22 protein-coding genes are annotated in these 24,125 nt (G+C 60.2%); 11 read left to right on the forward strand and 11 right to left on the reverse strand.

The annotated features are described in order from the left end of the window. Positions 1–2: 2 nt before the first annotated feature. Both brxL and NCT04_RS00150 read left to right on the forward strand, forming a co-directional pair. The gene (gene brxL / locus NCT04_RS00145; protein ID WP_250462426.1) at positions 3–2,045 is read left to right on the forward strand and encodes a protease Lon-related BREX system protein BrxL; all 2,043 of its coding nucleotides are present in this window, start codon (positions 3–5) and stop codon (positions 2,043–2,045) included. 101 nt (positions 2,046–2,146) lie between these two features. Continuing rightward, positions 2,147–4,141 carry a PIN-like domain-containing protein gene (locus NCT04_RS00150; protein WP_250462428.1) on the forward strand — a complete coding sequence of 665 codons (1,995 nt, stop codon included), beginning with the start codon at positions 2,147–2,149 and terminating at the stop codon, positions 4,139–4,141. A 478-nt stretch (positions 4,142–4,619) separates the two neighbouring features. On the opposite strand, the gene NCT04_RS00155 is transcribed toward NCT04_RS00150, so the two are convergent. After that, complete coding sequence (locus tag NCT04_RS00155; RefSeq protein ID WP_250462431.1) at positions 4,620–5,171, reverse strand: YaeQ family protein; 552 nt, start codon at positions 5,169–5,171, stop codon at positions 4,620–4,622. A 242-nt stretch (positions 5,172–5,413) separates the two neighbouring features. After that, positions 5,414–5,767 (reverse strand): surface attachment protein Sap1, encoded by a 354-nt coding sequence (sap1, locus tag NCT04_RS00160; RefSeq protein WP_250462433.1) that lies wholly within the window; start codon positions 5,765–5,767, stop codon positions 5,414–5,416. A gap of 401 nt (positions 5,768–6,168) precedes the next feature. Between sap1 and NCT04_RS00165 the strand changes: the two genes are divergently transcribed. After that, on the forward strand, positions 6,169–6,795 hold the full coding sequence (locus NCT04_RS00165; RefSeq protein ID WP_244826702.1) for a LysE family translocator: 627 nt from the start codon (positions 6,169–6,171) through the stop codon (positions 6,793–6,795). Next, positions 6,792–7,268 carry an SgcJ/EcaC family oxidoreductase gene (locus NCT04_RS00170; protein ID WP_250462436.1) on the forward strand — a complete coding sequence of 159 codons (477 nt, stop codon included), beginning with the start codon at positions 6,792–6,794 and terminating at the stop codon, positions 7,266–7,268. The genes NCT04_RS00165 and NCT04_RS00170 overlap by 4 nt, the downstream gene beginning before the upstream one ends. Position 7,269: 1 nt before the next feature. On the opposite strand, the gene mnmE is transcribed toward NCT04_RS00170, so the two are convergent. Continuing rightward, complete coding sequence (mnmE, locus tag NCT04_RS00175) at positions 7,270–8,658, reverse strand: tRNA uridine-5-carboxymethylaminomethyl(34) synthesis GTPase MnmE (protein WP_250462438.1); 1,389 nt, start codon at positions 8,656–8,658, stop codon at positions 7,270–7,272. Between the two features lie 306 nt (positions 8,659–8,964). On the opposite strand from mnmE, the gene NCT04_RS00180 reads away from it, so the two are divergent. Then, the gene (locus NCT04_RS00180; RefSeq protein ID WP_244826705.1) at positions 8,965–9,381 is read left to right on the forward strand and encodes a helix-turn-helix domain-containing protein; all 417 of its coding nucleotides are present in this window, start codon (positions 8,965–8,967) and stop codon (positions 9,379–9,381) included. A 95-nt stretch (positions 9,382–9,476) separates the two neighbouring features. Here the strand turns inward: NCT04_RS00180 and yidC are convergent, their stop codons facing one another. The 4 genes from yidC to rpmH form a co-directional block, all read right to left on the reverse strand. Next, positions 9,477–11,147, reverse strand: a complete 1,671-nt coding sequence (gene yidC, locus NCT04_RS00185) for a membrane protein insertase YidC (protein ID WP_250462440.1) — start codon at positions 11,145–11,147, stop codon at positions 9,477–9,479. 8 nt (positions 11,148–11,155) lie between these two features. Continuing rightward, on the reverse strand, positions 11,156–11,476 hold the full coding sequence (yidD, locus tag NCT04_RS00190; RefSeq protein ID WP_250462478.1) for a membrane protein insertion efficiency factor YidD: 321 nt from the start codon (positions 11,474–11,476) through the stop codon (positions 11,156–11,158). Between the two features lie 59 nt (positions 11,477–11,535). Continuing rightward, positions 11,536–12,012 carry a ribonuclease P protein component gene (gene rnpA, locus NCT04_RS00195; protein WP_244826709.1) on the reverse strand — a complete coding sequence of 159 codons (477 nt, stop codon included), beginning with the start codon at positions 12,010–12,012 and terminating at the stop codon, positions 11,536–11,538. A 104-nt stretch (positions 12,013–12,116) separates the two neighbouring features. Continuing rightward, positions 12,117–12,251 (reverse strand): 50S ribosomal protein L34, encoded by a 135-nt coding sequence (rpmH, locus tag NCT04_RS00200; RefSeq protein WP_004198824.1) that lies wholly within the window; start codon positions 12,249–12,251, stop codon positions 12,117–12,119. Positions 12,252–12,714: 463 nt separating this feature from the next. On the opposite strand from rpmH, the gene dnaA reads away from it, so the two are divergent. The 5 genes from dnaA to dbpA all read left to right on the forward strand — a co-directional run bounded on the left by dnaA (position 12,715) and on the right by dbpA (position 20,080). Next, the gene (dnaA, locus tag NCT04_RS00205) at positions 12,715–14,301 is read left to right on the forward strand and encodes a chromosomal replication initiator protein DnaA (protein WP_250462442.1); all 1,587 of its coding nucleotides are present in this window, start codon (positions 12,715–12,717) and stop codon (positions 14,299–14,301) included. A 270-nt stretch (positions 14,302–14,571) separates the two neighbouring features. After that, positions 14,572–15,678, forward strand: coding sequence for a DNA polymerase III subunit beta (gene dnaN, locus NCT04_RS00210; RefSeq protein ID WP_244826711.1), 1,107 nt, complete (start codon positions 14,572–14,574; stop codon positions 15,676–15,678). A 114-nt stretch (positions 15,679–15,792) separates the two neighbouring features. Continuing rightward, positions 15,793–18,264 (forward strand): DNA topoisomerase (ATP-hydrolyzing) subunit B, encoded by a 2,472-nt coding sequence (gene gyrB, locus NCT04_RS00215; RefSeq protein ID WP_244826712.1) that lies wholly within the window; start codon positions 15,793–15,795, stop codon positions 18,262–18,264. A gap of 236 nt (positions 18,265–18,500) precedes the next feature. Beyond that, a complete protein-coding gene (locus NCT04_RS00220; protein WP_250462444.1) occupies positions 18,501–18,695 on the forward strand; it encodes a hypothetical protein in 195 nt (64 codons plus the stop codon). Beyond that, positions 18,692–20,080, forward strand: coding sequence for an ATP-dependent RNA helicase DbpA (dbpA, locus tag NCT04_RS00225; RefSeq protein ID WP_250462480.1), 1,389 nt, complete (start codon positions 18,692–18,694; stop codon positions 20,078–20,080). Before NCT04_RS00220 ends, dbpA begins: the two co-directional genes overlap by 4 nt. Positions 20,081–20,291: 211 nt before the next feature. Here dbpA and NCT04_RS00230 read toward each other — a convergent pair whose 3' ends face one another. Further along, entirely contained in the window at positions 20,292–21,677 is a 1,386-nt protein-coding gene (locus tag NCT04_RS00230) for an MFS transporter (protein ID WP_250462446.1), read from the reverse strand. 218 nt (positions 21,678–21,895) lie between these two features. Here NCT04_RS00230 and NCT04_RS00235 point away from each other — a divergent pair, with 218 nt between their 5' ends. Further along, a complete protein-coding gene (locus tag NCT04_RS00235; protein WP_250462448.1) occupies positions 21,896–22,282 on the forward strand; it encodes a DUF488 domain-containing protein in 387 nt (128 codons plus the stop codon). A gap of 35 nt (positions 22,283–22,317) precedes the next feature. Here the strand turns inward: NCT04_RS00235 and NCT04_RS00240 are convergent, their stop codons facing one another. Genes NCT04_RS00240 through NCT04_RS00250 form a run of 3 tightly spaced genes read right to left on the reverse strand, consistent with a single transcriptional unit; the run spans position 22,318 to position 24,067 of the window. Beyond that, positions 22,318–22,989: a DUF799 domain-containing protein gene (locus tag NCT04_RS00240; RefSeq protein ID WP_250462450.1), complete on the reverse strand. Its 672-nt coding sequence runs from the start codon at positions 22,987–22,989 to the stop codon at positions 22,318–22,320. A gap of 9 nt (positions 22,990–22,998) precedes the next feature. Further along, entirely contained in the window at positions 22,999–23,364 is a 366-nt protein-coding gene (locus tag NCT04_RS00245) for a DUF4810 domain-containing protein (protein ID WP_244826718.1), read from the reverse strand. Between the two features lie 25 nt (positions 23,365–23,389). Continuing rightward, on the reverse strand, positions 23,390–24,067 hold the full coding sequence (locus NCT04_RS00250; protein ID WP_250462482.1) for a CsgG/HfaB family protein: 678 nt from the start codon (positions 24,065–24,067) through the stop codon (positions 23,390–23,392). Positions 24,068–24,125 lie beyond the last annotated feature (58 nt).

The raw sequence follows: 24,125 nt of genomic DNA on the forward strand, positions 1-24,125 counted from the left end.
CCATGAGCAACGGAGCGACCCCGACGCGAGACGCGCTCGACGACAAAGTCAACCGACTGTTTGCCGGGAAGGTAGTGCGCAAGGACCTTGTCCGAAAGGTGAAGGTCGGCGCCAACGTGCCGGTTTTTGTCCTCGAGTTCCTCCTCGGAAAGTACTGCGCCTCGAGCGACGAAATCGCGATCCAAATGGGGCTCCAGGTTGTCAACGACACGCTCGCCAACAACTACATCCGCTCCGACGAGTCGATGAAGGCGCAGGCCATGGTCAAGGACCGCGGTCGCCATACCTTCATCGATAAGGTGAAGGTGCGCCTTGTCGACTCGGACTACTGGGCCGAGCTCACGAACTTCGGCCACAAAAACGTGCACATCCCCGAGCACTACGTCCGCGACTACGAACGCCTCGTGATGGGTGGCGTCTGGGCGCAGGTGGACATGCGTTTCGAGTACGACGAGGAATCGCGCGGGAAGAATCCCTTCTGGATCGATAAGCTGACTCCGATCCAGATCGCTACCTTTGACCTCGAGGAGTATCGGCGTATCCGCAGCGAGTTCACGGCCGATGAGTGGCTCGACCTCATCTTGCGGAGCATGGGCTATGAGCCCAGCGAGATGTCGAGACGCCTCAAACTGCTGTTCTTGGTGCGATTGATTCCACTGGCGGAGCGCAACTACAACCTAGTCGAGCTCGGGCCCCGCGGCACGGGCAAGAGCTACGTGGTGCAGGAGGTATCACCGTACTCGGCGCTGCTCACCGGCGGGACGACTGTAGCCAACCTCTTCGGCCACATGAACGGCCGGCAGAAGGGCATGGTGCAGATCTGGGACGTCGTCGGCTTTGACGAAGTTGCCGACCTGCAGAAGATGCCGAAGGAGGTCATCACAACGATGAAGACCTACTGTGAATCAGGCACGTTCCAGCGCGGCCAGGAAGCGGTCTCGGGGGACGCGAGCATCGCGATGTTCGGCAACACCAATCAGCCAGTGGACGTGATGGTGCAGACAGGCCATCTGTTCGCCCCCATGCCGGACAGCATCCGCGACGACATGGCATTCATCGACCGCATGCACTTCTATCTGCCAGGGTGGGAGATTCCGAAGATGCGGAATGACATGTTTACGAACGGTTATGGCTTCGTGGTCGACTACCTAGCTGAGGCCCTCCGCGAAATGCGGAAACATAACTTCACCGAGATCATCGATCGCCACTTCTCGCTCGGCGCCCACCTTAACACCCGGGATCGGAAAGCTGTCCGCAAAACGGTGTCCGGCTTGGTCAAGATTCTTTTCCCGCACGGCGACATGACGCAGGACGAGCTCAGCGAAATCCTCGAGCTCGCTCTGGAAGGGCGACGTCGCGTGAAGGAGCAATTGAAGAAGATGGGTTCCTTCGAGTATTACCACACGTCCTTTAGCTACACGCTGCAGGAGACGGGCGAGGAGAAGTTTGTCGGTGTACCGGAGCAGGGCGGGCGTGATCTCATTTCCACAGACCCGCTCTCGCCGGGAACGGTCTACTCGGCGGGCGTGACGTCGGATGGTACGGTAGGCTTGTACCGAGTAGAAGTATCGATCTCCAGTGGAACGGGTAAGCTGAAACTGGCCGGTGGCGTCTCTGGCGCGATGAAAGAATCGGTCCAGCGCGCATTTAGTTTTTTGCAAACGAAGAAGTCGGACCTAGGAATTGCGCGTGACCTCGATGTCTCCGACCTTCACGTCGAGGTCATCGACCTTCTCGCGAACCGCGTCGAAGCAGAGCTTGGTGTGGCGTTCTTCGTCGCCAGCTACTCCGCGTTGCGCAAGGCGCCTGCGAGCTCCGCACTTCTTATCCTCGGCGACATGAGTGTTCAGGGGAACATCAAGCCGCTCCGCTCGCTTACTGAGCCGCTTCAGGTCGCGATGGACAACGGCGCCAAGCGTGCGCTTATTCCGATCGAAAACAAGCGCAACTTTCTTGATGTGAGCGCAGACATCATGGAGCACGTCGACCCGATCTTCTTTGGGGATCCAAAGACTGCCGCAATGAAGGTACTCGGGATGGTCTGAAGTGCCGACACTACCAGTCAGGCTAGTGGCGAATGCCTTTGCCAATCGTGCGCACATCCAGCTTAGTGATAAACGCGCACAGTCTTAAGGGGATTTAACCAATGCTGTTTGGATGCCATGCGATCGATCGGACGAAAGATGAACATTTGCGCGAGCTCGCCGAAATGGCCGCGTCGCCGGACACTTTGGTGTTCCTTGACACGAATATCATCGCGTATATGTTCAAGCTGCATACGGCCGCACGCAGCGAGTTCTTCACATGGTCCGACGCCGTTGCTGCGGAAGGACGGCTCCGCATACCGGCGTGGTGCGCGGGTGAATATCTCGCAAGGGTTCGCGAGGGCCAGTTGAGTTCGTACACACCGAAGAGCAAAGACGAAGATCAGCCGCGCAAAGCGCTTGACGCTATGCTAGACACGGCATCCCTGTTTGTCGACGAAGAGCTTCTAGCGGCGATCGAATTCGGAGGCGATAGAACCGCTTATCTCACGCAATTCAGAGGCGCAATAGACGGACTGAAGAAATTCACACGCGCCTTCAGGCATCAATTTGACCCCGAGGCCGTTCACGAAGAGATTCAGCAGCACCTCGGCGATGTCATTTTAGACTCAGACCTCGCAGGACTCTGCAGACGCGCAGCGATCGAGGGACCTGCGCGCATTGAGCATCGTTTGCCCCCCGCCTTTCGCGACGAAAGTAAGCCTGAGAATCGCCTCGGCGATCTGATCGTCTGGTTTGAAATACTGGAAGCATCACTAACATCGCGTGAACAATTCAGTAGGGTCTTGCTCGTTACCAATGATCAGAAGACCGACTGGGTTTATGCGCCGCGTAAGCGCACGGAGGTAGTGGGCGGAAGGAGAAAGGCAGTTCCTAACGACGACCCAAAACTGAAGGTAATCGATCCCAGGTTGATTTCCGAATTCAAACGGGTCGTTGGGCACGAGAATATCGCGATCGCCAGCTTGGCTTTCCTAGTTGAAGGATTATCGAAGCGACAGCCGGCCAGCGTCGGCCAACTGGCAGCAGCCATCCAGATTGAACTGGGAACGAACGCTGCTGCCACAGCGGCTCCCGAAACGGGGGCGTCTGGGGCAAGCGAGACGCCGGAAACGGCAGACGAGCCTGAACTGGAAGCTGCCGAACATTCCGAAGCCGCGTTGGACGCATCATCGCAAGGTGCTACCGCTTCCCAGCCTCACTCTGCACAGCCAGGCGCCCAATCCGGACGACTTCCTGAGGAAATCCACGAGGAGGCTTTACCGGGGACAACTGAGGACGCCCCCGGAATAGCGCAACAACAGTTGACGTTTGAAGAGGATGGCTATCGCGATGGCACGTACGAGGACGACGCTCCCGGCAGAATTAACGAGATCATTCACTCACTTAAGTCGCACAATTGGTACATCCAAAATCCGGCCGTAGAAGAGGTACGAGCGATTCGACATGAATCTTTCTCGCCAACCTCTTGGTTTGTATTGGGGCGCAACCTTTACCAAGCCGCCTGCGGCAACGCGCAGAAAGCGATGAACTTCATCGTCAACTTGGATATCCAGCTCGGACGGTTCCCGGACGACGTTAGTCAATACATTTTGTGTGGGATGGTTTTCGAGATTTATTTCGATAGCGAGGGGGAGCTGCGACGGAGAGGTAAGTCGGCCTACATGGACAAGCCGTTGTCGCTCCTGACACGGGAACGATATTCTTCCGCGCGAGATTTCATTCGCCACAAATTAGCTCAGTCGAACGCCCGGTGGACCTATATGCCCGGCGAAGAAACGCCACGCGTTCTCAACCTTGTTTGGACCCCCTCGCCTGCTGATAGTGCAACCAGGGAAGAAGTGGTTGGCCTGTTGCAGTCCGTTCAGCTCGACGGGAATGAACTTTTGGTCGACGACGAGCCGGCTGACGACGACATCTGGGGTATCGGAAAACGGTTCTCTACGATTGACGAGATTGTCCTGGATATATCGTCGGGCTCCCTGATCCCTAAGTGGGCGATAACTCGTCACGTCGAACCCAGTGCCCAACTTCGGCAACGCTTCTGCACGCCCGATGCGCGTCGTCTGCGAGTGACCATTCTGAGGGCAGAATAGGCGATCAAAGCAAGCAAGCCGCGCGCTCCGTAGATAAGGACCGCCGGCAATCGTAATGGACGGCTCGGCGTTTGCGCTGTCCGATGGAGGGCATGCTCCCTTGTGATCCACTGGCTCGAATCGGCGCCACAACAGATTTCTTTATTTTGGAGCTAACGCGCGGCCGGTTTGCCACTGAATCTCTTCGATCATCGCTTCGGCGAAATGCGTCGCATGGCGGCGCCCACATTCGCGCGCGAACCCGTTAGCTACAAAACGCTCGGCGTCAAAGCAGCAGCGTCATCTATCCGGGGGTAGTATTGGGGGTAACAGTAAATTTGGCACGGATCAATGCTCTTTCTGGCGGGGAGTAGGATGAATAGTTTGATAGTCCTCCTCACCACGAAAAATCAAAAGGCTCAGCTATTCGGCTGAGCCTTTTTGCGTTGACGATATCCCACACGTAAACTGCGCGTCGTTCAACCCGCCCGCATCGACATTAAACCGCCGCCCCCTTAAACACCCCCTTCCGAATCATCACCGGATCCACCGTCGCGCTTCCCAACGACGCCTCACCATCCTGCACCGTCATCTGCAGCCGCATCGTCCGTTCGGCCAGCTTGCCAAGCGCCTCGCCGACGCCCTCCTCAAGCGACCACACCGTCACGTTCTGTAGACGCTCGACCTTGCCCTTCACACCTTGCCACCAGATGTCGCTCGTCCTGCCCGCATACGCGATAACCACCACGCGGTCCGCGCGACCGCTCGCTTTCGCGATACGCCGCTCATCCGGCTGGCCGATCTCGATCCACGTCTCGATCTGACCAGTGAGGTCCTTTTGCCAGAGATCGGGTTCATCGGTGTCGGATAGTCCTTTGCAAAACTCCAGTCGTTCGCTCGCGAATAGGCCAAAAGCGGCGACGCGCACCATCATCCGTTCGTCGGTCTCGGAAGGATGACGCGCGATGGTCAGGGAATGGTCGCCGTAGTAGTGGCGGTCCATGTCGGCGATCTGAAGGTCCGCCTTGTAGATTGTCGATTTGAGGGCCATGCAACACCAAAAGGCCGGTCGAAAACCGGCAAGGAAAGTAGAAGAGGCGGCGAACAAATACCAAGACACCGCACGCCGACGCTCACGCGACCGACATTGTGCGGTGATTCAGGAACAAATTGGAAGAATAAGATGCGCGCAGCGAGCGTTCGCCGCCACGGAAGATGGCACCATTTTCAACGGCAATGATTTACCTACGCGCATTTATTCGATGCGCGTAGGCTACCGTCATTTGTAATTACTCAAAGCCCTTTCTGTTCGATGAACCGGTCGGCAGTCCACATTCCCTGCGTATCGCTATTCGACGCATTGACGAATTCGATGTCGTGTCCGACTACGCGCAATACGCGAAAATGCGAATCGACCGGCGTCGAAACGCATTCGAAGCCTTCGAAATATTGCTGCATCTTTTGATGCTCGCCAGCTTTCGCATGCTCATCGGCTGAATCGAATTTGTCCTTGGACAGGCAACCATATGAGTTAGGCCGAAACGTGAATGTCTGTTGGGCTTGAACCGTGCTGTCCTGGGCCTGCCCAGCGCAAGCGATAGCGAACGTCCCTACCATCGCAACGAGAAAACTGGCGCGCTTCTTCATTGAGTAGCCTCCAAACGAATTCGTCTCGAATTAGCTATGTATTTAAAAGCCGCTAAATGCAAAAGCCATGCTAATTGACGTTTGAAAGTTTGCAAGCACAAGTTGTGTGCGATTGCAACAAGCCGGAATGTCGCACGCTTGCGTTAGTTCGTCAGAACGCAGCGTATTGATATGAAAGGCATTAAAAACCTCTATTTGGAGGAAATTGAAGCGGTTATTACTTGCCAATGGTAGCGATTTATCTCAACACGATTCTTGTGCGGCGCATTACCCGACCAAGAGCGCTTTCCAACCTTCCAAGCAATCGATTCTTCGCCGAGATGTCTAGCTAGCCTTCCGGCCTATTGCGCCGCGCCGCCGTTCATGGATAAATCAATCCCAACGAAATCAGGAGATATCCCATGACGCTTGCTCAGTGGCTGCCGTTCGCTATCGCATCGGCCATTCTTGTTGCAATCCCTGGCCCGACCGTATTGCTGGTCGTGTCCTACGCGCTCGGGCACGGGCGCAAGTACGCGCTCGCGACGACGCTCGGCGTGGCGCTCGGCGACCTCACGTCGATGACGGCTTCCATGCTCGGTCTCGGCGTTTTGCTGGCGGCATCGGCGGAACTGTTCATGGTGGTCAAGTGGGTCGGCGCGGCGTATCTGTTTTACTTGGGCATCAAGTTGTGGCGCGCGCCGGTGATCGACACGGACGCAGTCAAGGCCGGCGACGATCTGCGCACCGGCCGCATCCTGGCCCACGCCTACGCGGTAACCACGCTCAACCCGAAGAGCATCATCTTCTTCGTCGCGTTTCTGCCGCAGTTCATCGATCCCCACGCGGCAAGCGTCTCGCAAATCGCGCTGTTCGAGGCAACCTTTGTCGGGCTGGCGGCAGCTAATGCGTTCTTTTACGCGATGCTCGCATCGGGCGCGCGTCGGGCAATTCGCAAGCCCTCCGTGCAGCGCACGGTGAATCGGACCGGCGGCGCGCTGCTCATGGGCGCCGGCGTCTTTGCGGCTGCATGGAAGAGGGCGACATGACTCAGACCGCATTTGCTGATTGGGCGACCAACGCGCGCCGCGTATTTTTCGGCTTGCTCGATGACTGGAATCGTCAAGACGCGGCAGCAATGGCCGCGCGATTCGCCGAGCGCGGCAGTCTGGTCGGATTCGACGGCAGCACGATCGATGGCCGCGCGTGCATCGAAGCGCATCTGCAACCGATTTTCGCGCAGCATCCGACGCCGCTTTTCGTGGCCAAGGTGCGGGAAGTCAGACGCATGGCGAGCGGGCAGACTTTGCTTTTGCGTGCGGTTGCAGGGATGTGGCCACGCGGCACGGCGGCGCTCGATCCGAGTCTGAACGCGATTCAGACCATGGTTCTGTCGATGTGCGACGGGGCGTATCGCATCGAGTTGTTCCAGAACACACCGGCCGCGTTTCATGGAAGGCCGCAGGAAAGCGACAAACTGAGCGCCGAGTTGCGGGAGATAGGGAAACCGAAACTCGCTTGAGTTACTTTCCGATGCAAAACCGGCTGAAAATCACGCCCAGTAGATCATCGGAAGTGAACTCACCCGTGATTGCATTGAGATTTTCTTGAGCGAGGCGCAGCTCTTCAGCGAATAAATCGAGCGCCTGTGAATTCTGATCGGCGTGGGCGGCCGCCAGCGCCAGATGTTCGCGCGCCGCCCGCAACGCGATGAGATGCCGTTCGCGCGCCAAATACACGCTCTCCGCGCCTGCCTGCCATCCGGCAATCTTGAGCAGCATTTCTCGCAAGAGCGCGATGCCTTCGCCCGTCTTCGCCGAGAGATTGACTTGGCGCGCGTCGCCGTCCGCGTCGCGGCTTGCGGCTGGTGCGCCCGCCAGGTCCGTTTTGTTCAGCACGCGCACGACCGGCACGCCATCGGGGAAACGCGCGGCGATCGCGTCGTCTTCGCTCGTCATCCCGCTGCGGGCGTCGAGCAAATGCAACACGACGTCGGCGCGCTCGATCTCACCCCAAGTCCGCTCGATACCAATTCGCTCGACTTCGTCTTCCGTGTCGCGCAGACCCGCCGTATCGATGATATGCAGCGGTATGCCTTCCACTTGAATGGTCTGAGCGACCTTGTCGCGCGTGGTGCCGGCAATCGGCGTGACGATAGCGAGCTCCGCGCCGGCCAGCGCGTTTAGCAGCGACGACTTGCCCACGTTCGGCTGCCCGGCCAGCACGACCGATAAGCCTTCCCGCAGCAAGGCGCCCTGCCGTGCATCGGCGAGGACGGTGTTCAAGCGCTCGCGAATGCGTGCGAGCTTGCCGCGCGCGTTCGCTGCTTCCAGGAAGTCGATCTCTTCCTCGGGGAAGTCCAGAGTCGCTTCAACCAGCATCCGCAAATTGATGACGTCTTCGACGAGCGCGTGGATTTCGCGCGAAAACGCGCCTTCGAGCGAGCGGCCCGCGGAGCGCGCGGCGGCTTCCGTGCTGGCCTCGATCAGATCGGCGACGGCTTCGGCCTGTGCGAGATCGAGCTTGTCGTTGAGAAACGCGCGTCGCGTGAATTCACCGGGCTCGGCAAGTCTCAGGCCGAACTCGCGTCCGACGTCGAGCGCGCGTTGCAGCACGAGTTGAAGCACGATCGGCCCGCCGTGACCCTGCAATTCGAGCACGTATTCGCCGCTGTATGAGTGCGGCGCGGGAAAGTAGAGCGCGATGCCGCGATCGAGCGCCTCGCCGTTGCCGTCGAGAAACGGCACGTAGCTGGCGTGGCGCGCGTTCAACGATTGGCCGCACAGCGCGAACATCGCGAGGTGCGCGGCGCTTTCCCCCGCGCGTCCGAACGACAGCCGCACGACGCCAATCCCGCCGCGTCCGGGCGCGGTGGCGATGGCGACAATCGGATCGGAGTCGTTGCTGAACATGTGAGGAAAGCAGGGATTTCGGGTGCGGGGATTGTATCGCGCTGAGACGCTTAACTGCCGGCATCCCGCCCGTTAGGAAAATTCTTGCCGTATCTTATTTGAGATACGGACGAACGCATGCGACTCACGCCATTTTCTACAACAAATTCGCGGCTTGGGCAGCACTGACGAAGGTCTGAGAGCGAAGTTAGATTGCCTTTTGGCAGTGACCGGTAACGCTTACACAAGATAAAACGACGAATATTTCCGCCACTTCTAACGCGATTGGTTGACGCATAGGCAACGGTTGCCTCGCACAATTGCACTATGCCTACACCACAAGAAAAAGCCGATTTCTCCGAGCGGCTTAAGTTCTCGATGACCCGCGCACCTGAGAAGTTGCGCGGCGCGACCGATCTCGCCAAAAAATTCAGTCTTCGTTACCACGGCGAGGCGGTTTCCCCTCAAACGGCGCACAAGTGGCTCACCGGGCGTTCGATTCCGACCATCGACAAGCTGGAAGTATTGGCCGAATGGTTCAAAGTGGAGTTGCACTGGCTGCACTATGGACCGTCGCCGGGCGGTATCGCTCAGGGGACGCCTAAGCCGCTCGTACGGGATGAGCAATACCCGGCGTCCGGGGAAACGCTCGAGCTTGTATCGAAGATCGAGGCGTTGTCGCCGCATCATCGGTATCTGGTCGAGGAACTCGTGCAGCAGTTTTATGGGGCGGCGAAGCGGTGAAGCTGACCCTGAACCTACTAAGATCGACAGCAAACAAAAACGCCCGGCATGCCGGGCGTTTTCAAATCCACTTCCACATCAAACCTAAAGAAACCTCAAGCCGCCTTCTTCTTCCGCTGTCCCATCATGCGCGTGATGTAATACTGCTGCGCGATCGACAGCACGTTATTCACGACGTAATACAGCACGAGACCAGCCGGGAAGAAGAAGAACATGACCGAAAACGCGATCGGCATGAACATCATCATCTTGGCTTGAACCGGGTCCGGCGGCGTCGGGTTCAGCTTGGTCTGCAGGAACATCGATACAGCCATCAGCACCGGCAAGATGAAGTACGGGTCTTGTTGCGACAGATCGTGAATCCAGCCAATCCACGGTGCACCGCGCATTTCCACCGACGACAGCAGCACCCAGTACAGCGAGATAAACACCGGAATCTGCACCACGACCGGCAGACAGCCGCCGAATGGATTCACCTTCTCGGTCTTGTAAAGCTCCATCAGCGACGCGTTCATCTTCTGCGGATCGCTCTTGAAGCGCTCGCGAATCTGTTGCATGCGCGGCGTGATTTCCTTCATGCGCGCCATCGACTTATAGCTCGCCGCCGACAGCGGGAAGAACACAGCCTTGATGAGCAGCGTAAGCAGCACGATCGCCCAGCCCCAGTTGCCGACATAGCTGTGGATCTTTTCGAGCAGCCAGAAAAGCGGCTTGGCGATGATCGTAACCATGCCGTAATCCTTCACGAGCTCGAGCCCCGGCGCGATACCTTCCAGCATGCGCTCTTCTTCGGGACCCGCGAAAAGACGCGCATCGACGGTCGCGGTCTGTCCCGGCGCAATGGTCTGCACGGCCTGCTGCACACCCACGCGATACAAATCCGGATCGATCTTCTGCACGTAGATGTCACGCTTTGCGCCCTGCTGCGGAATCCACGCCGACGCGAAGTAATGCTGCACCATCGCAATCCAGCCGTTGTCGGCGGAAGGCGCGAACGTAGCCTTGTTCTTGTCGATATCGCTGAAGTCGATCTTCTGGAAGTGATGCTGGTCCGTGTAGACCGCCGGCCCGATGAACGTATGCGAGAAGCGCGGCGTCTCCACCGGCGTGTTGTCGCGCACGAGTTCCATGTAGAGCTTCGGCGTGACCGGCGCGCTACCGACGTTCTCGATTTTCGTATCGACGTTGATCACGTAGCTGCCACGCGTGAACGTGTAGGTCTTTACGACCTTCACGCCACCCTTAACCGGCGATTCGAACGCGAGCGTCAGCGTTTTGGCGTCGCCCGACAAGGACGTCTGGCCCGGCACCGCCGTGAAGATGTCGTTGTGGTTCGGGAAGTCGCCGCCGAGCAGGCCCGTGCGCGCGAGATACGTGTGGGTCGGCGTGTGATCGAAGAGGGTGATGTAGAGGTCGGGCTGCTTGCCGTCGCCTTCCTTCACGAGCGAGAGCTTCGAAAGCGTGCCGCCGCGCGTGTCGATCTCACCGGAATACACGTCCGTCGTGAACTTGACGAGTTGCGCGGCCGCCGTGGCGGGCGGCGTCGTCGAACCCGGCGCGGCGGTACCGGCCGGCGAGTTGGGCAATTCGGAAGGCTGCGCGCCCGATGCGGCCGTGCCCGGTGCGGGGTTGCTGGCGGTCTTGGCCGGCTGCGTCGCGCTCGGGAAGAACATCGACGGGCGCCCATGGTCGCGCTGCCAGTTGTCGAACAGCATGACAACTGACACGAAGAAGATGACCCATAGGACGGTGCGTTTGATATCCATGCGTTGTCTCAGTGTCGATCGGTAAGCGCATCAGCGCCGTTTAGTGGTGAATGCTTTTCTTGAGCGAATTCCGCGGCCGGCTCGGAAACCCGCGTGGAATCTGATCGCGAATCGGAAGGCTGCGGCACGAGATCGACGCCGCCCGCCGAGAACGGATGGCAGCGGCAAAGCCTTTTGGTGGCGAGATACGTGCCATGCGCGGCGCCATGATACTGGATTGCCTCGCGCGCGTAGTCGGAACAGGAGGGATAAAAACGGCACCGGCTGCCGAGCAGCGGGCTCACAGCAACCTTGTAGAAGCGCAACAACGCGATTAGTGCCGTTTGCATAAGCTTCGCGCCGCGCGCCCCGTTCGCCGTGACCGGCGATTCGAGACGCAGACTGCGCTTCATGACCCGGAAGGGCCGGAGGTGTCGTCTACGGCGGGCACGCCAGGCGGCGCCGCCACGGTTTCAGCCGCACGGCGCGCGACTTCGCGCACGGCACGGTCCAGCAATGCTTCCAGTTCGCCTCGCACGAGCGCGCCGAGCGGCGGCGAACTGGCGCTCGGCATGGCCTTGCGGTCGATTTTCGCGTGCAAGCGCACGAGGATATCGAAACCGCTCAACGCTTCGCGACGCAACCGAAACGCGTCACGCGCGTGCCGCTTGATCAGGTTGCGCGTGACTGCACGCGGCGCTTGCTTCTTGCCGATCACGAGGCCGAGACGCGCCTCCTGCCCAGTCGGTTTCCCGTACAGCACGAAATGCGGCGAACGTCGCCATGGGCGCAAACGAAAAACGGATGAGAACTCATCCGTTTTCAGTAGCCTTGCGGCCTTGGGGAACGCGGCCTGCGCCGGCAACTGAACGATGTCCTGTTTCAAGACTTCTGTGCGGCGCTGAAGCAGCCTGCCGGTTCGTGATGCGCGCCCGGCTTCAGGACAGATACGGCCTGTACCACACGTGCGCGACCAGCCACCGGAAAGCCTTAGATTGCCAGGCGCTTGCGACCCTTCGCACGGCGAGCGTTGATGACCTTGCGGCCGCCAGCGGTCTTCATGCGAACGCGGAAGCCATGGGTGCGCTTGCGGCGCGTCACGGAAGGTTGGTAAGTACGTTTCATGATGCTCTCACTTGAGTATTGATCGACCGCGCGGGCTTTGGCGCCACCGTGTTCCGACTGTGGATAACCGCAGGCACGAGAGGCACAACGGGCGCAACGACCGGAGGTTCAGGAATTCTGTTTTCGCGGAACCCGCTATTTAAACCGTTTTCCTATTGACCGTCAATAGGTTAGCGTAATAGTGAAGCTCGCCATGCTCGCATCATGTTCATTTCCAGCCTGTCGGACGCGCTGATTTGACCCTGTGGATAACTCGCGCGCCGGTCCCGTTTGGCGTTAGAATCTCGCCTTACTCCCAAATATCCGCCTACTGCTTCGGCCCGCCGTTCGCCCGCAAACCCTTGCGGCGTAAGCCTCCGGAGCATGCCTGCATGGCTGTGCCGGGACTTGCCGAGGCGCTTGAGCGCATCCGGCAAGCACGGCCGTCAGGAGCGCGGAGCCAACCATAAAACGACCGCATTCGATGAACGATTTCTGGGAACACTGTTCGGCATTGCTGGAGCGTGAACTCACGCCGCAGCAGTACGTCACGTGGATCAAGCCGCTGGCCCCGGTCGACTTCGATGCCGACGCGAGCACCTTGCGCATAGCCGCTCCTAATCGCTTCAAGCTTGACTGGGTGAAGAGCCAGTTCTCGGGACGCATTGCCGATATGGCGCGCGAATACTTCAGCGCGACGATCGACGTCCAGTTCGTACTCGACCCGAAAGCGACCGCTCGCAGCGCCATCGGTCAGGCGCCGAACGCCGCGCCGCGGCCGGCGGCCGGCGCGGGTGTCGCCGACGGCGCGCCGCGTCCGCCCGCGCCGGCCGCCGCACCGCAAGCGCCTTCGGTCGTCGCGCACGCGAACGCTGCCGCGCACGTGAACGCGCTGGCGGCGGAAGCCGCCCAGCAAGCTCAGGCCATGCAGGACGAACAAGCCGATTTCGACTTGCCGAGCCTCGACGCCAACGAGGCCGCCGCTGGCCGGCGCACGTGGCGTCCGGGCGGCAACCCATCGGCCAGCGGTGAAACCGATTCCGCTTACGAACGTTCGAAGCTCAACCCCGTGCTGACCTTCGACAATTTCGTCACCGGTAAGGCGAATCAGCTCGCGCGCGCGGCGGCCATTCAGGTCGCCGACAATCCCGGCATCTCGTACAACCCGCTCTTTCTTTACGGAGGCGTGGGCCTGGGCAAGACGCATCTGATCCACGCTATCGGCAATCAGTTGCTGATGGACAAGGCGGGCGCGCGCATCCGCTACATTCACGCGGAGCAGTACGTTTCCGACGTGGTGAAGGCGTATCAGCGCAAGGCGTTCGACGACTTCAAGCGTTACTACCATTCGCTCGATCTTTTGTTGATCGACGATATTCAGTTCTTCTCGGGCAAGTCGCGTACGCAGGAAGAGTTCTTCTACGCGTTCGAGGCGCTGGTCGCGAACAAGGCGCAAGTCATTATCACGAGCGACACGTATCCGAAGGAAATCTCCGGTATCGACGACCGTCTGATCTCGCGCTTCGATTCCGGTTTGACGGTCGCCATCGAGCCGCCCGAGCTGGAAATGCGCGTCGCCATTCTGATGAGAAAGGCGCAGTCCGAAGGCGTGAGTCTGTCCGAAGACGTCGCGTTCTTCGTCGCGAAGCATCTGCGCTCGAACGTGCGTGAACTCGAAGGCGCGCTGCGCAAGATCCTCGCTTATTCGAAGTTCCATGGCCGCGACATCACCATCGAGCTGACCAAGGAAGCGCTCAAGGATCTATTGACGGTGCAGAACCGCCAGATCTCGGTGGAGAACATTCAGAAGACCGTCGCGGATTTCTACAGCATCAAGGTCGCCGACATGTATTCGAAGAAGCGGCCGGCCAATATCGCGCGCCCGCGCCAGATCGCGATGTATCTGGCGAAGGAACTGACGCAGAAGAGTCTGCCCGAGATCGGCGAGCTTTTTGGCGGTCGCGATCACACCACCGTGCTGCACGCCGTGCGCAAGATCGCGGCCGAACGCGGCACGGATGCGCAGCTCAATCACGAACTTCACGTGCTCGAACAAACGCTGAAGGGTTGAGCCGGCGCGAACGCGTCGATTATTGCGCCACCGGACCTGTTTATTGGTAAAAACGCCCCCAATTTTCGGGGGCGGTTCCGTTTTAAGGCACAATATAGGTTTAGCTGTCCGTGGCCTGGGCGGCTGGCGTCAAGCATTCGCGAGTGACCGGCGGGGGGCCGGCAACGCGTGTTACGAGGTTGTCCGGCGAGCGCGGCGAACCAACCGCTGGTGACAAAACCAGCGGTGGCAAAACCGGCGGACAGGCCGTCACATCAACGAAGGAACTCTATGCAACTGGTCAAGACCGAACGAGACAATCTTCTAAGGCCGCTGCAAACCGTGAGCGGTATCGTAGAACGCCGCCATACCTTGCCGATCCTCGCCAATCTGCTGATCACCAAGAACGGCGCCGATGTGTCGTTCCTCTCGACGGATCTCGAACTCCAGATCACCACCCGCGCCGATTTCGGCGTTGGCAGCGACCAGATTGCCACCACGGTCGCCGCGCGCAAGTTGCTCGACATTCTGCGCGCCATGCCGCCGGGTGAGGTTGCGCTCGACTTGTCCGACAAGCGCCTGACCGTGCGCTCCGGCAAGAGCCGCTTCGCGCTGCAGACGCTCGCCGCGGACGAGTTTCCTACCGTCAACCAGGCTACAGACTTCGGCGCGAGCCTTTCGGTTCCGCAGAAAACGTTTCGCCAGTTGCTCGGCATGGTGTATTTCGCCATGGCCCAGCAAGACATTCGCTACTACCTGAACGGCATGTTGCTCGTGGTGGATGGCGACCAGTTGATGGCCGTCGCAACGGACGGTCACCGTCTCGCGTTCTCGTCCATGAAGATCGACGGCGGCACGTTCCCGCGTCAGGAAGTCATCATCCCGCGCAAGACCATCCTCGAATTGCAGCGTCTGCTCGAAGACATCGACGACACGCTCAAGATCGACATCGCCGCGACGCAGGTGAAGTTCAGTTTTGGCCAGGTCGAACTCGTGTCGAAGCTTGTCGAAGGCAAGTTCCCCGACTTCCAGCGCGTGATTCCCAAGGCGCACAAGAACACATTCGAAATCGGTCGCGAAGAACTGCAGCGCTCCCTGCAGCGCGCGGCCATTCTCACGTCGGACAAGTTCAAGGGCGTGCGGTGTCTAGTCGAGCCGGGTCAGCTCAAGATCATGTCGACCAACGCCGACCAGGAAGAAGCGCAGGAAGAACTGGAAATCGCGTATCAGGGCGATACCGTCGACATCGGTTTCAACGTCACGTATCTGCTCGACGTGCTCGCGAATCTGAAGGTCGACACGCTGCAAGTGAGCCTTGGCGACGCCAACTCCAGCGCGCTCATCACAATTCCGGAAAACGAGGAATTCAAGTATGTCGTGATGCCAATGCGCATCTGACGCGTTCAGGTACCACGAACACACCAAGGGGCGGCTCGCCCCTTTGGCGTTTTTAAGGTGTTTTGAAAAGTTTCGAGCAGTAACCGAAGCAGCGACGCAGAACCGGAAAATTCCATGACTGAAAACACAAATTCGCAACCCGACAACAGCTACGGCGCATCGTCCATTCAGATCCTCGAAGGTCTGGAGGCCGTGCGCAAGCGCCCGGGAATGTATATCGGCGATACGTCGGATGGCACCGGTTTGCATCACCTCGTTTTCGAAGTGCTGGACAACTCCATCGACGAAGCGCTGGCCGGCTATTGCGACGACATCCACGTGACCATTCACGCGGACAACTCCATTTCGGTGACGGACAACGGCCGTGGCGTGCCTACCGGCCTGAAACGCGACGACAAGCACGACCCGAAGCGCAGCGCCGCCGAGATCGTGATGACCGAACTCCACGCAGGCGGCAAGTTCGACCAGAACAGCTACAAGGTGTCGGGTGGCCTGCACGGCGTGGGCGTGTCGTGCGTGAACGCGCTGTCCGAATGGCTGCGCCTCACCGTGCGCCGCGACGGCAAGAAACACTTCATGGAGTTCGCGCGCGGCGTGGTGCAGAACCGCGAGCTTATCGAAGAGAACGGCGTGCAGTATTCGCCCATGCCGGTAGTCGGCGACACCGAGAATCGCGGCACCGAAGTGCACTTTCTGGCGGACGCGACCATCTTCGGCAATGTCGAATTCCACTACGACATTCTCGCCAAGCGCATGCGCGAGCTTTCGTTCCTGAACAACGGCGTGCGCATTCGCCTGACCGACTTGCGCACCGGCAAGGAAGACGACTTCGCTTTTGCGGGCGGCGTGAAGGGCTTTGTCGAATACATCAACAAGCAGAAGCAGGTGCTGCATCCGAACGTGTTCCATGCAACGGGCGAGCGTGAAAACGTCACCGTCGAAGTGGCCATGCAGTGGAACGACAGCTACAACGAAAGCGTGCTCTGCTTCACCAACAACATTCCGCAGCGCGACGGCGGCACTCACCTGACAGGCTTACGCGCCGCGATGACGCGCGTGATGAACAAGTACATCGCCGACCACGACATCGCGAAGAAAGCGAAGGTCGAGACGAGCGGCGACGACATGCGCGAAGGGTTGTCGTGCGTGCTGTCGGTGAAGGTGCCTGAGCCGAAGTTCAGTTCGCAGACGAAGGACAAGCTGGTGTCGTCGGAAGTGCGCGCGCCGGTCGAGGAAATCGTCGCGAAGGCGCTGGAAGATTATCTGCAAGAGACGCCGATCGACGCGAAGATCATCACGGGCAAGATCGTCGATGCCGCGCGTGCGCGAGATGCCGCTCGCAAGGCGCGCGAGATGACGCGGCGAAAGGGCGTGCTCGACGGCGTCGGCTTGCCGGGCAAGCTCGCGGATTGCCAGGAGAAGGACCCGGCGAAGTCGGAAATTTATATCGTCGAGGGTGATTCGGCGGGCGGCTCGGCCAAGCAAGGGCGCGACCGGAAGTTCCAGGCAATCCTGCCGTTGCGCGGCAAGGTGCTGAATGTTGAGAAGGCGCGCTTCGACAAGCTGATTTCATCCGAGCAGATCGTGACGCTCGTGACGGCGCTGGGTTGCGGCATCGGCAAGGATGATTACAACCTGGACAAGCTGCGCTATCACCGCATCATCATCATGACCGACGCGGACGTGGACGGCGCCCACATCCGCACGCTTCTGCTGACGTTCTTCTATCGGCAGATGCCGGAGATCGTGGAGCGCGGGTACATCTATATCGCGCAGCCGCCGCTTTACAAGATCAAGGCGGGCAAGGACGAGCGGTATATGAAGGACGCGCACGAGCTCAACCAGCATATGCTGAAGCTCGCGCTGCAGGGTTCTGAACTGGTGCCGAGCGAAGGCGCGGACCCGATTTCGGGCGATGCCTTGGGCGAACTCGCGCGTGCGTATTTGCTGGCCCAGGCGGTGATCGATCGCATCAGCCGTATTTACGATGCCGCCTCGCTCGAAGCGGTGATGGATGGCACGGTCATCGATTTGTCGACGCAGGAAGCGGCGGAGGCATCGGCGAAGGCGCTCGAAACGAAGTTGCGTTCGGACCCGTTGAAGCCGGAAGTGACGGTCGAGGCGGCATACGATCAGGTTCGCGAGCTGCGTTCGTTGCATATCAAGCGGCGTCACCATGGCAACGTGAAAGTTTCGGTGTTCGATGAAGATCTTCAATTGACCGCCGACTACAAGCAACTCGTTTCCACTGCCGATACCTTCAAGGGCTTGATTGGCCAAGGCGCGTTGATCAAGCGCGGCGAGCGCTCGATGGCCGTGCTGGACTTCAAGAGCGCGATGAAGTGGCTGATCGCGGATGCGGAACGCAACGTCAGCAAGCAGCGTTACAAGGGCTTGGGCGAGATGAATCCCGGACAGCTTTGGGAAACGACGATGGACCCAGCCGTGCGGCGTTTGCTGCGCGTGCAGATCGAGGACGCAATTGCGGCCGATGGCATTTTCACGACGCTCATGGGCGACGATGTGGAGCCGAGACGCGCGTTTATCGAGAGTAACGCGTTGCGGGCGGGGAATATTGATGTTTGAGGGGTAGGTAGCGCGACGCTATCTCACCGAAACCGTAAGTACCACGCGCGAGGTTTCAACGCGCTGGCACTTACGGTTTTTTTATTGAACGCCAACGCCATACCCCCGCCCAAAACACACGGACCTGGTTCCGCCGCGCCACCCGCAGACCCGCGTACACTTTCGGTTTGAACCGAAAATCACTTCGCCGCATTCCATCGCGGCTACGTGCATCACGCAACAACGAGAAATCCGACATGTTCACCTGCCGAAACCAGTCCTGCGACGCAACGTGGGACGTCTCAGACGTCGTCATCAAGAATGAAGGTCAGGGACTGCTGTTCCGCTGCCCGATGTGCGGCGCGCGCAATTACGTGACGCGCCACGACGCACCCGATGGCGTCATCACCTACGAGCAGGTCACCGAAACCCCGCCGCGAGGCGCGCAATAACCATGGCGACCGATACCTCATTCAGCAGCCTGCCGCTCAACGAAGCGATGCAGACGAATCTGCAGCAGCTCGGCTACACATCGATGACGCCCATCCAGGCCGCGAGCCTGCCGCTCGCACTCGCCGGTCACGATCTCATCGCGCAGGCGAAAACGGGTAGCGGCAAGACCGCCGCCTTCACGTTGCCGCTGCTCGCCAAACTCGATGCGCGTCAGTTCGCCGTGCAAGCGCTCGTGCTTTGCCCGACGCGCGAACTCGCCGATCAGGTCACGCAGGAAATCCGCCGCTTGGCTCGCGCAGAAGACAACGTGAAGGTGCTCACGCTATGCGGCGGCACGCCCATGCGTCCGCAGATCGCAAGTCTCGAACACGGCGCGCATATCGTCGTGGGCACGCCGGGACGCATCATGGATCACCTTCAGCGCGAAACGCTTTCGCTGGATGGCGTACGCACGCTCGTGCTCGACGAGGCCGACCGCATGCTCGACATGGGCTTTTTCGACGATATCGCTTCAGTCGCGCGTCTGTGTCCGAAAGACCGTCAGACCTTGCTGTTTTCGGCGACGTATCCGGAGGGCATCGCGAAATTGAGTCAGCAGTTCCTGCGCAATCCGCGCGAAATCAAGCTCACCGAACAGCACAGCAACGCGAAGATCAAACAACGCTTCTATCAGGTCGAGGATCACGAGCGTCTGCATGCAGTGGGTTTGCTGCTGGACCACTATCGTCCCGTCAGCACGCTTGCGTTCTGCAACACGAAGCAGCAATGCCGCGACTTGCTCGACGTACTGCGCGCGCAAGGCTTCGAGGCGCTCACGCTGCATGGCGAACTCGAACAGCGCGAACGCGATCAGGTGCTCGTGCAATTCGCCAATCGCAGTTGCTCGGTGCTGGTCGCGACCGATGTCGCCGCGCGCGGGCTGGACATCACGCAACTCGAAGCGGTCATCAATGTCGATGTGACGCCGGACCCTGAGGTGCACGTGCATCGCATCGGGCGCACGGGGCGTGCGGGCGAGGAAGGTTGGGCGCTGTCGCTTGCGAGCATGGACGAGATGGGACGCGTCGGCGCGATCGAAGTGGCGCAGCGCAAGGAAGTGGAGTGGTATCCGCTGACGGAGCTGACATCGGCGGAACCTGGGCATCTGAAGCCGCCCATGGCGACGCTCCAAATCCTCGGCGGCCGCAAGGACAAGATCCGTCCCGGCGACGTGCTCGGCGCGCTGACCGGCGAAGCGGGCTTCAAGGGCGAGGAGATCGGCAAGATCAACGTGATGGACATGGTCACGTACGTGGCCGTTCAACGCGGTATCGCCGATGATGCCGAGCGCAAGCTGGCAGCGGGGAAGTTGAAGGGGCGGAAGGTCAAGGTGCGGCGGATGTGAGTCCGGTGAGTCGCCAAGGAGCTAGTTAAGGAAATGTAGCGTGAAGGGTTGTCCTCCAAGCGAGCCCGCCGATGCGCCCCGCAGCGCGGCACCGCGAATTCACGGAAGCGAGCCGCGCGCGCGAAAGCTTTGCAGATTCAGCGTATCCCGGCCTTCGCGCGGGTTTCCAAGCAACTGCAAACGTGCGGCGCAACGGCGCCGTGCTCGACCCTCAGATCTTCCTCTGCGGCTCGACTGATATCCCATCCGACGACGTCACCTTCGACGTTCTCGCCGTCACCAGCCGCAATCCGCTCGCCACACTTCCCACGCCCGCGAACGCCGCTCCAAGCGACAACGCGAGCGCCGGACCATGCTTCCCCGCGATGCTGAAGCACAACGCGACGAGCGCCGCGCCGGTGGCCTGTCCGATCAGCCGCGAAGTCGCGATCGTGCCACTTGCGCCACCCGCGCGTTCACGCGGCGCGCTCGACATGAACGCCTTCAGATTCGGCGACTGAAAGAAGCCGAAGCCTGCGCCACAGATCGCCATGCGGATGCAGATTTCGAGCACATGCGGTTGCGCTGGCAGCATCGCGAGCGACACCATTCCCACACATAGAATCGCGAGCCCGACGCCGCCCAGCAGACCCGGCGCGTGCCGATCTGACAAGCGCCCGGCGATCGGCGCCATCAACGCGACGAGCGCTGACCACGGCGTCATCAGAAAGCCGGTTTCCACCTGACTTCGGCCGAGCACGCTTTCGAAGAAGAACGGCAACGACACGAACGCGAGCCCTTGCGCGGCAAACGAGCAGATCGCGGTCATCGTGGAGAGCGCGAACATCGGGCGGCGGAAGAGATCGACGGGTAGCATCGGCGCGGGATGACCGCGCTCGCGTCGCAGAAGCAGAACGCCCGCGATCAACGTGACGCCGAACGACGCGAGCACGGTATGCGCCGGCGCGCGTTGGGCCGCTTCGCCGAGCGCGAAGATCAGCGACGCGAACGTGATCACGTTGAGCAAGGCGGCGACACGGTCGAAGCCGTGTTCGGCGCGCTTGGTCTGCGGCAACGACCGCACCGCGATGGCGAGCGCGAAGACGCCGATCGGCAAGTTCACGGCGAAAAGCCACGGCCACGTGCCGAGCGAGAGCACGATCGATGCGACCGTCGGCCCAACCGCGAACGCGATCCCCACGACGAGCGCGTTGAGTCCCACGCCGCGCCCCAGCCGATGCGGCGGAAAAATCGCGCTGATGAGCGCCGCGTTGACGCTCATGATCGCGCTCGCGCCGAGCCCTTGCAGCAGGCGCGCGGCGACGAGCGTCGGCAGCGACCACGAGAACGCGCAGACCGCGGACGCGACGAGAAACACGACGAGCCCGCCGAGATACACGCGCCGGTGTCCGAGGATGCCGCCGAGCGCGGCAAGCGGCAGCAGCGTGGCGACCATTGCCAGCTGATATGCGTTGATGATCCAGACCGACGCGGCGGGTGTCGTATGCAGATCGGCCGCGATGGCCGGCAACGCCGTGTTGGCGATGGCGGTATCGAGCGTGGCGAGCGCGACGGACAGCAGGATCGCGAGCATGCCGCGGCGCTCGAGCGAGGACATGGGTGCGTCGGGGTGGCGGGGCGCGTTTTGGGGATGTTCTTCGGAGGGCACGTCGGCGGTTCCGGATGTAAGCGGAAGAGGAATAATCCGAAACGATACGGGAAGCCGGCGCATTCCGCTCGCCACGGTCGCGGGAGCTTTCAAAGCGTTATCAGCGTGTATCGCGCATTGCTTTGGCGCGGTTATTCTTCGCCGGTGACATTCGAAGGAAAACGATCATGGCGATTCGAATCGTGCGGCTCGGCACGCCGCGCGCGGTGGACGAAGGGCTGCGTATCGGCACGGTTCGGCGTCCGCCGCGCGGCGTGCCGAAAGCCGAGTTCGCGAGCCGCGACTTTTACGATGTGTGGTATCCGAATCTGGCGCCGTCGGCAGAACTGGTCGCCGAAGCGCTCGCGGCCGAAGACGACAAACAATGGCGCGCGTTCGTGAGGAAATTCAAGGCGGAGATGGCGGTTTCCGAGGCGAGCCGGTCGCTGGACTTGCTTGCGGCGTTATCGCGTTCGACGAATTTGTCGGTCGGATGTTATTGCGAGGACGAGTCGCGGTGCCACCGTTCGGTGCTGCGGGAGTTGCTGGCGGAAAGAGGCGCGGTGGTGATTTAGCTCGCCTGGGCTGTGGGGCTCAGGCGAGCATGCGATCAGTCCGTGCCGTATTTGGGCGAGTGCGGTCCGTAGAGTACGGTTGTCTTGCCGCCCGATGCCAGAAGACGTTGGCTCGTGAGGCCTGCCACGTCGAAGGACTTGTCGGTTAAGGTATGCGCGACCTGCGTCACGACACTCTGCGCAATCGCGCTGATGAGCCCGTAACCTACGCCCACGTTCACGCCCACTTCCTTGCCATTCGCGCTCGCGGAGCCTTTCCAGAGTTCGTCGCCTGAGCGCAGATCGACGAGCTTCGCGTTTGCGGTGACGACGGTTCTGCTGTCGAAGACCACGAACTTGGTGCCGTAGTTCGTGACCGTCGAGTACAACGCCGCATCCGCGCCGAAAATCTCGCGCAGCTTGGCCGGCGCGACATTCTGGATGTCCGTAGGCGTAGTCAAGCCGTTGTGCTTGAACGTCTCGTCCATTTCAGCGACCGGCACGACGTAGTAGCCCGCTTCTGCGAGCGGCATCGTCATTTGGGCGAGCATGCCGTATGTCGCCTTGATATCCGACGTCTCGTTGACCGGCGGCAACACGAGAATCGTGCGCGGCTTGCTGTTGCGAAATGCGGTGTAGTCGATCTGTTGCGGAGTGGAAGCGCACGCGCTCAACAGGCACAAAACCGACAGCGCCGCGAAGAGTTTATGAGAGAGGAACTTGATCATGGCCGGCGTTTAATGAAGTTTGCTCAACAAAAGGTTCATGTAGGCGGACGACTCGGGGAACGCGTTCTTTTCGGCTTCGAGTTCCTTTCTGGCTTCATCCGAACGGCCGACGCTTGCATACAGTGCGCCGATGTGGGCACGGAAGCCGGGCGGCAGCGCGTTATTCTTCGCAAGGATTTGCTGGCGCGCTTTTTCGAGCGCGTCGATCTGCTCGGGGACGGGTTTGTCGCCCGTGAAGAAGGCATACACCTGCGGTTGATACGCGTCCCACTGGTAAAGCGGCGGCGTGGATTGCGTGGCACAACCGGTCAGCAGCGCGCACGCTGCCGCGACCGGCAAGAGAATGCCGGTCGAGAAAAGTTTCTTGTGATTCATGCTTCTGAGTGTTGATGAGTGATGCTTACTTGGAGGCTCGTAGCGCGCCCGCGTCGACTTGTTCGGACAGGTGGTTCACCGCTTCTTGAATTGCCAGGTCGAGCACCTTGCCGTTGAGCGTGGAGTCATAACTCGCGGTGCCGCCGAAGCCGATGATTTCCCGGTTGGACAGGCTGTACTCGCCGGCGCCCTGGCTCGACGCGACGACTTCGGAGGTCGATGTATCGACGATATTCAGGCTCACCTTGGCGTAGGCTACCTGGCTCTTGCCGCTGCCGAGAATGCCGAACAACTCGCGATCGCCGACTTCCTTGCGCCCGAATTCGGTGACGTCGCCGGTAATGACGTAGTTGGCCGCTTTAAGCGCTTGCTGCTTGTTTGCGATGGCGGCTTCCTGCTTGGTCTCGTTCAAGTTCTCGCGATCGAGGACGGAGAAGCGCCGGCTCTGTTGCAGCGTCGTGACGAGAATGGTCTTGGCCTGGCTGCCGACGCGGTCGACGCCATCGGAGAAAAGGCCGCGCATATAGCTCGAACGGTTGTCGAATTTGCCAACGGCGACGGCTACCGGCTTGCCCGCATAGGGCGTCTGAGCGATGCTGACCGCCTGAACGGGCAGTGATTTGGAAGCTTCCGTTGCACATCCGCTCAGGAGGACGGTAACGGAAGCGAGGGCGACTACTAAATGTTGTTTCGTGAAGACCATTGGAACCTTGCGAGACAGCGTGCTGGACGCATTCGATGCGGTGACGAACAGCGCGGGT

This window comes from Caballeronia sp. GAFFF2 (assembly GCF_023631485.1).
GTDB lineage: Bacteria > Pseudomonadota > Gammaproteobacteria > Burkholderiales > Burkholderiaceae > Caballeronia.

Coding starts and splice junctions, on each gene's coding strand:
- brxL (WP_250462426.1), top strand. CDS start 3: ATGAGCAACGGAGCGACCCCGACGCGAGACGCGCTCGACGACAAAGTC.
- NCT04_RS00150 (WP_250462428.1), top strand. CDS start 2,147: ATGCTGTTTGGATGCCATGCGATCGATCGGACGAAAGATGAACATTTG.
- NCT04_RS00155 (WP_250462431.1), bottom strand. CDS start 5,171: ATGGCCCTCAAATCGACAATCTACAAGGCGGACCTTCAGATCGCCGAC.
- sap1 (WP_250462433.1), bottom strand. CDS start 5,767: ATGAAGAAGCGCGCCAGTTTTCTCGTTGCGATGGTAGGGACGTTCGCT.
- NCT04_RS00165 (WP_244826702.1), top strand. CDS start 6,169: ATGACGCTTGCTCAGTGGCTGCCGTTCGCTATCGCATCGGCCATTCTT.
- NCT04_RS00170 (WP_250462436.1), top strand. CDS start 6,792: ATGACTCAGACCGCATTTGCTGATTGGGCGACCAACGCGCGCCGCGTA.
- mnmE (WP_250462438.1), bottom strand. CDS start 8,658: ATGTTCAGCAACGACTCCGATCCGATTGTCGCCATCGCCACCGCGCCC.
- NCT04_RS00180 (WP_244826705.1), top strand. CDS start 8,965: ATGCCTACACCACAAGAAAAAGCCGATTTCTCCGAGCGGCTTAAGTTC.
- yidC (WP_250462440.1), bottom strand. CDS start 11,147: ATGGATATCAAACGCACCGTCCTATGGGTCATCTTCTTCGTGTCAGTT.
- yidD (WP_250462478.1), bottom strand. CDS start 11,476: ATGCAAACGGCACTAATCGCGTTGTTGCGCTTCTACAAGGTTGCTGTG.
- rpmH (WP_004198824.1), bottom strand. CDS start 12,251: ATGAAACGTACTTACCAACCTTCCGTGACGCGCCGCAAGCGCACCCAT.
- dnaA (WP_250462442.1), top strand. CDS start 12,715: ATGAACGATTTCTGGGAACACTGTTCGGCATTGCTGGAGCGTGAACTC.
- dnaN (WP_244826711.1), top strand. CDS start 14,572: ATGCAACTGGTCAAGACCGAACGAGACAATCTTCTAAGGCCGCTGCAA.
- gyrB (WP_244826712.1), top strand. CDS start 15,793: ATGACTGAAAACACAAATTCGCAACCCGACAACAGCTACGGCGCATCG.
- NCT04_RS00220 (WP_250462444.1), top strand. CDS start 18,501: ATGTTCACCTGCCGAAACCAGTCCTGCGACGCAACGTGGGACGTCTCA.
- NCT04_RS00230 (WP_250462446.1), bottom strand. CDS start 21,677: ATGTCCTCGCTCGAGCGCCGCGGCATGCTCGCGATCCTGCTGTCCGTC.
- NCT04_RS00235 (WP_250462448.1), top strand. CDS start 21,896: ATGGCGATTCGAATCGTGCGGCTCGGCACGCCGCGCGCGGTGGACGAA.
- NCT04_RS00240 (WP_250462450.1), bottom strand. CDS start 22,989: ATGATCAAGTTCCTCTCTCATAAACTCTTCGCGGCGCTGTCGGTTTTG.
- NCT04_RS00245 (WP_244826718.1), bottom strand. CDS start 23,364: ATGAATCACAAGAAACTTTTCTCGACCGGCATTCTCTTGCCGGTCGCG.
- NCT04_RS00250 (WP_250462482.1), bottom strand. CDS start 24,067: ATGGTCTTCACGAAACAACATTTAGTAGTCGCCCTCGCTTCCGTTACC.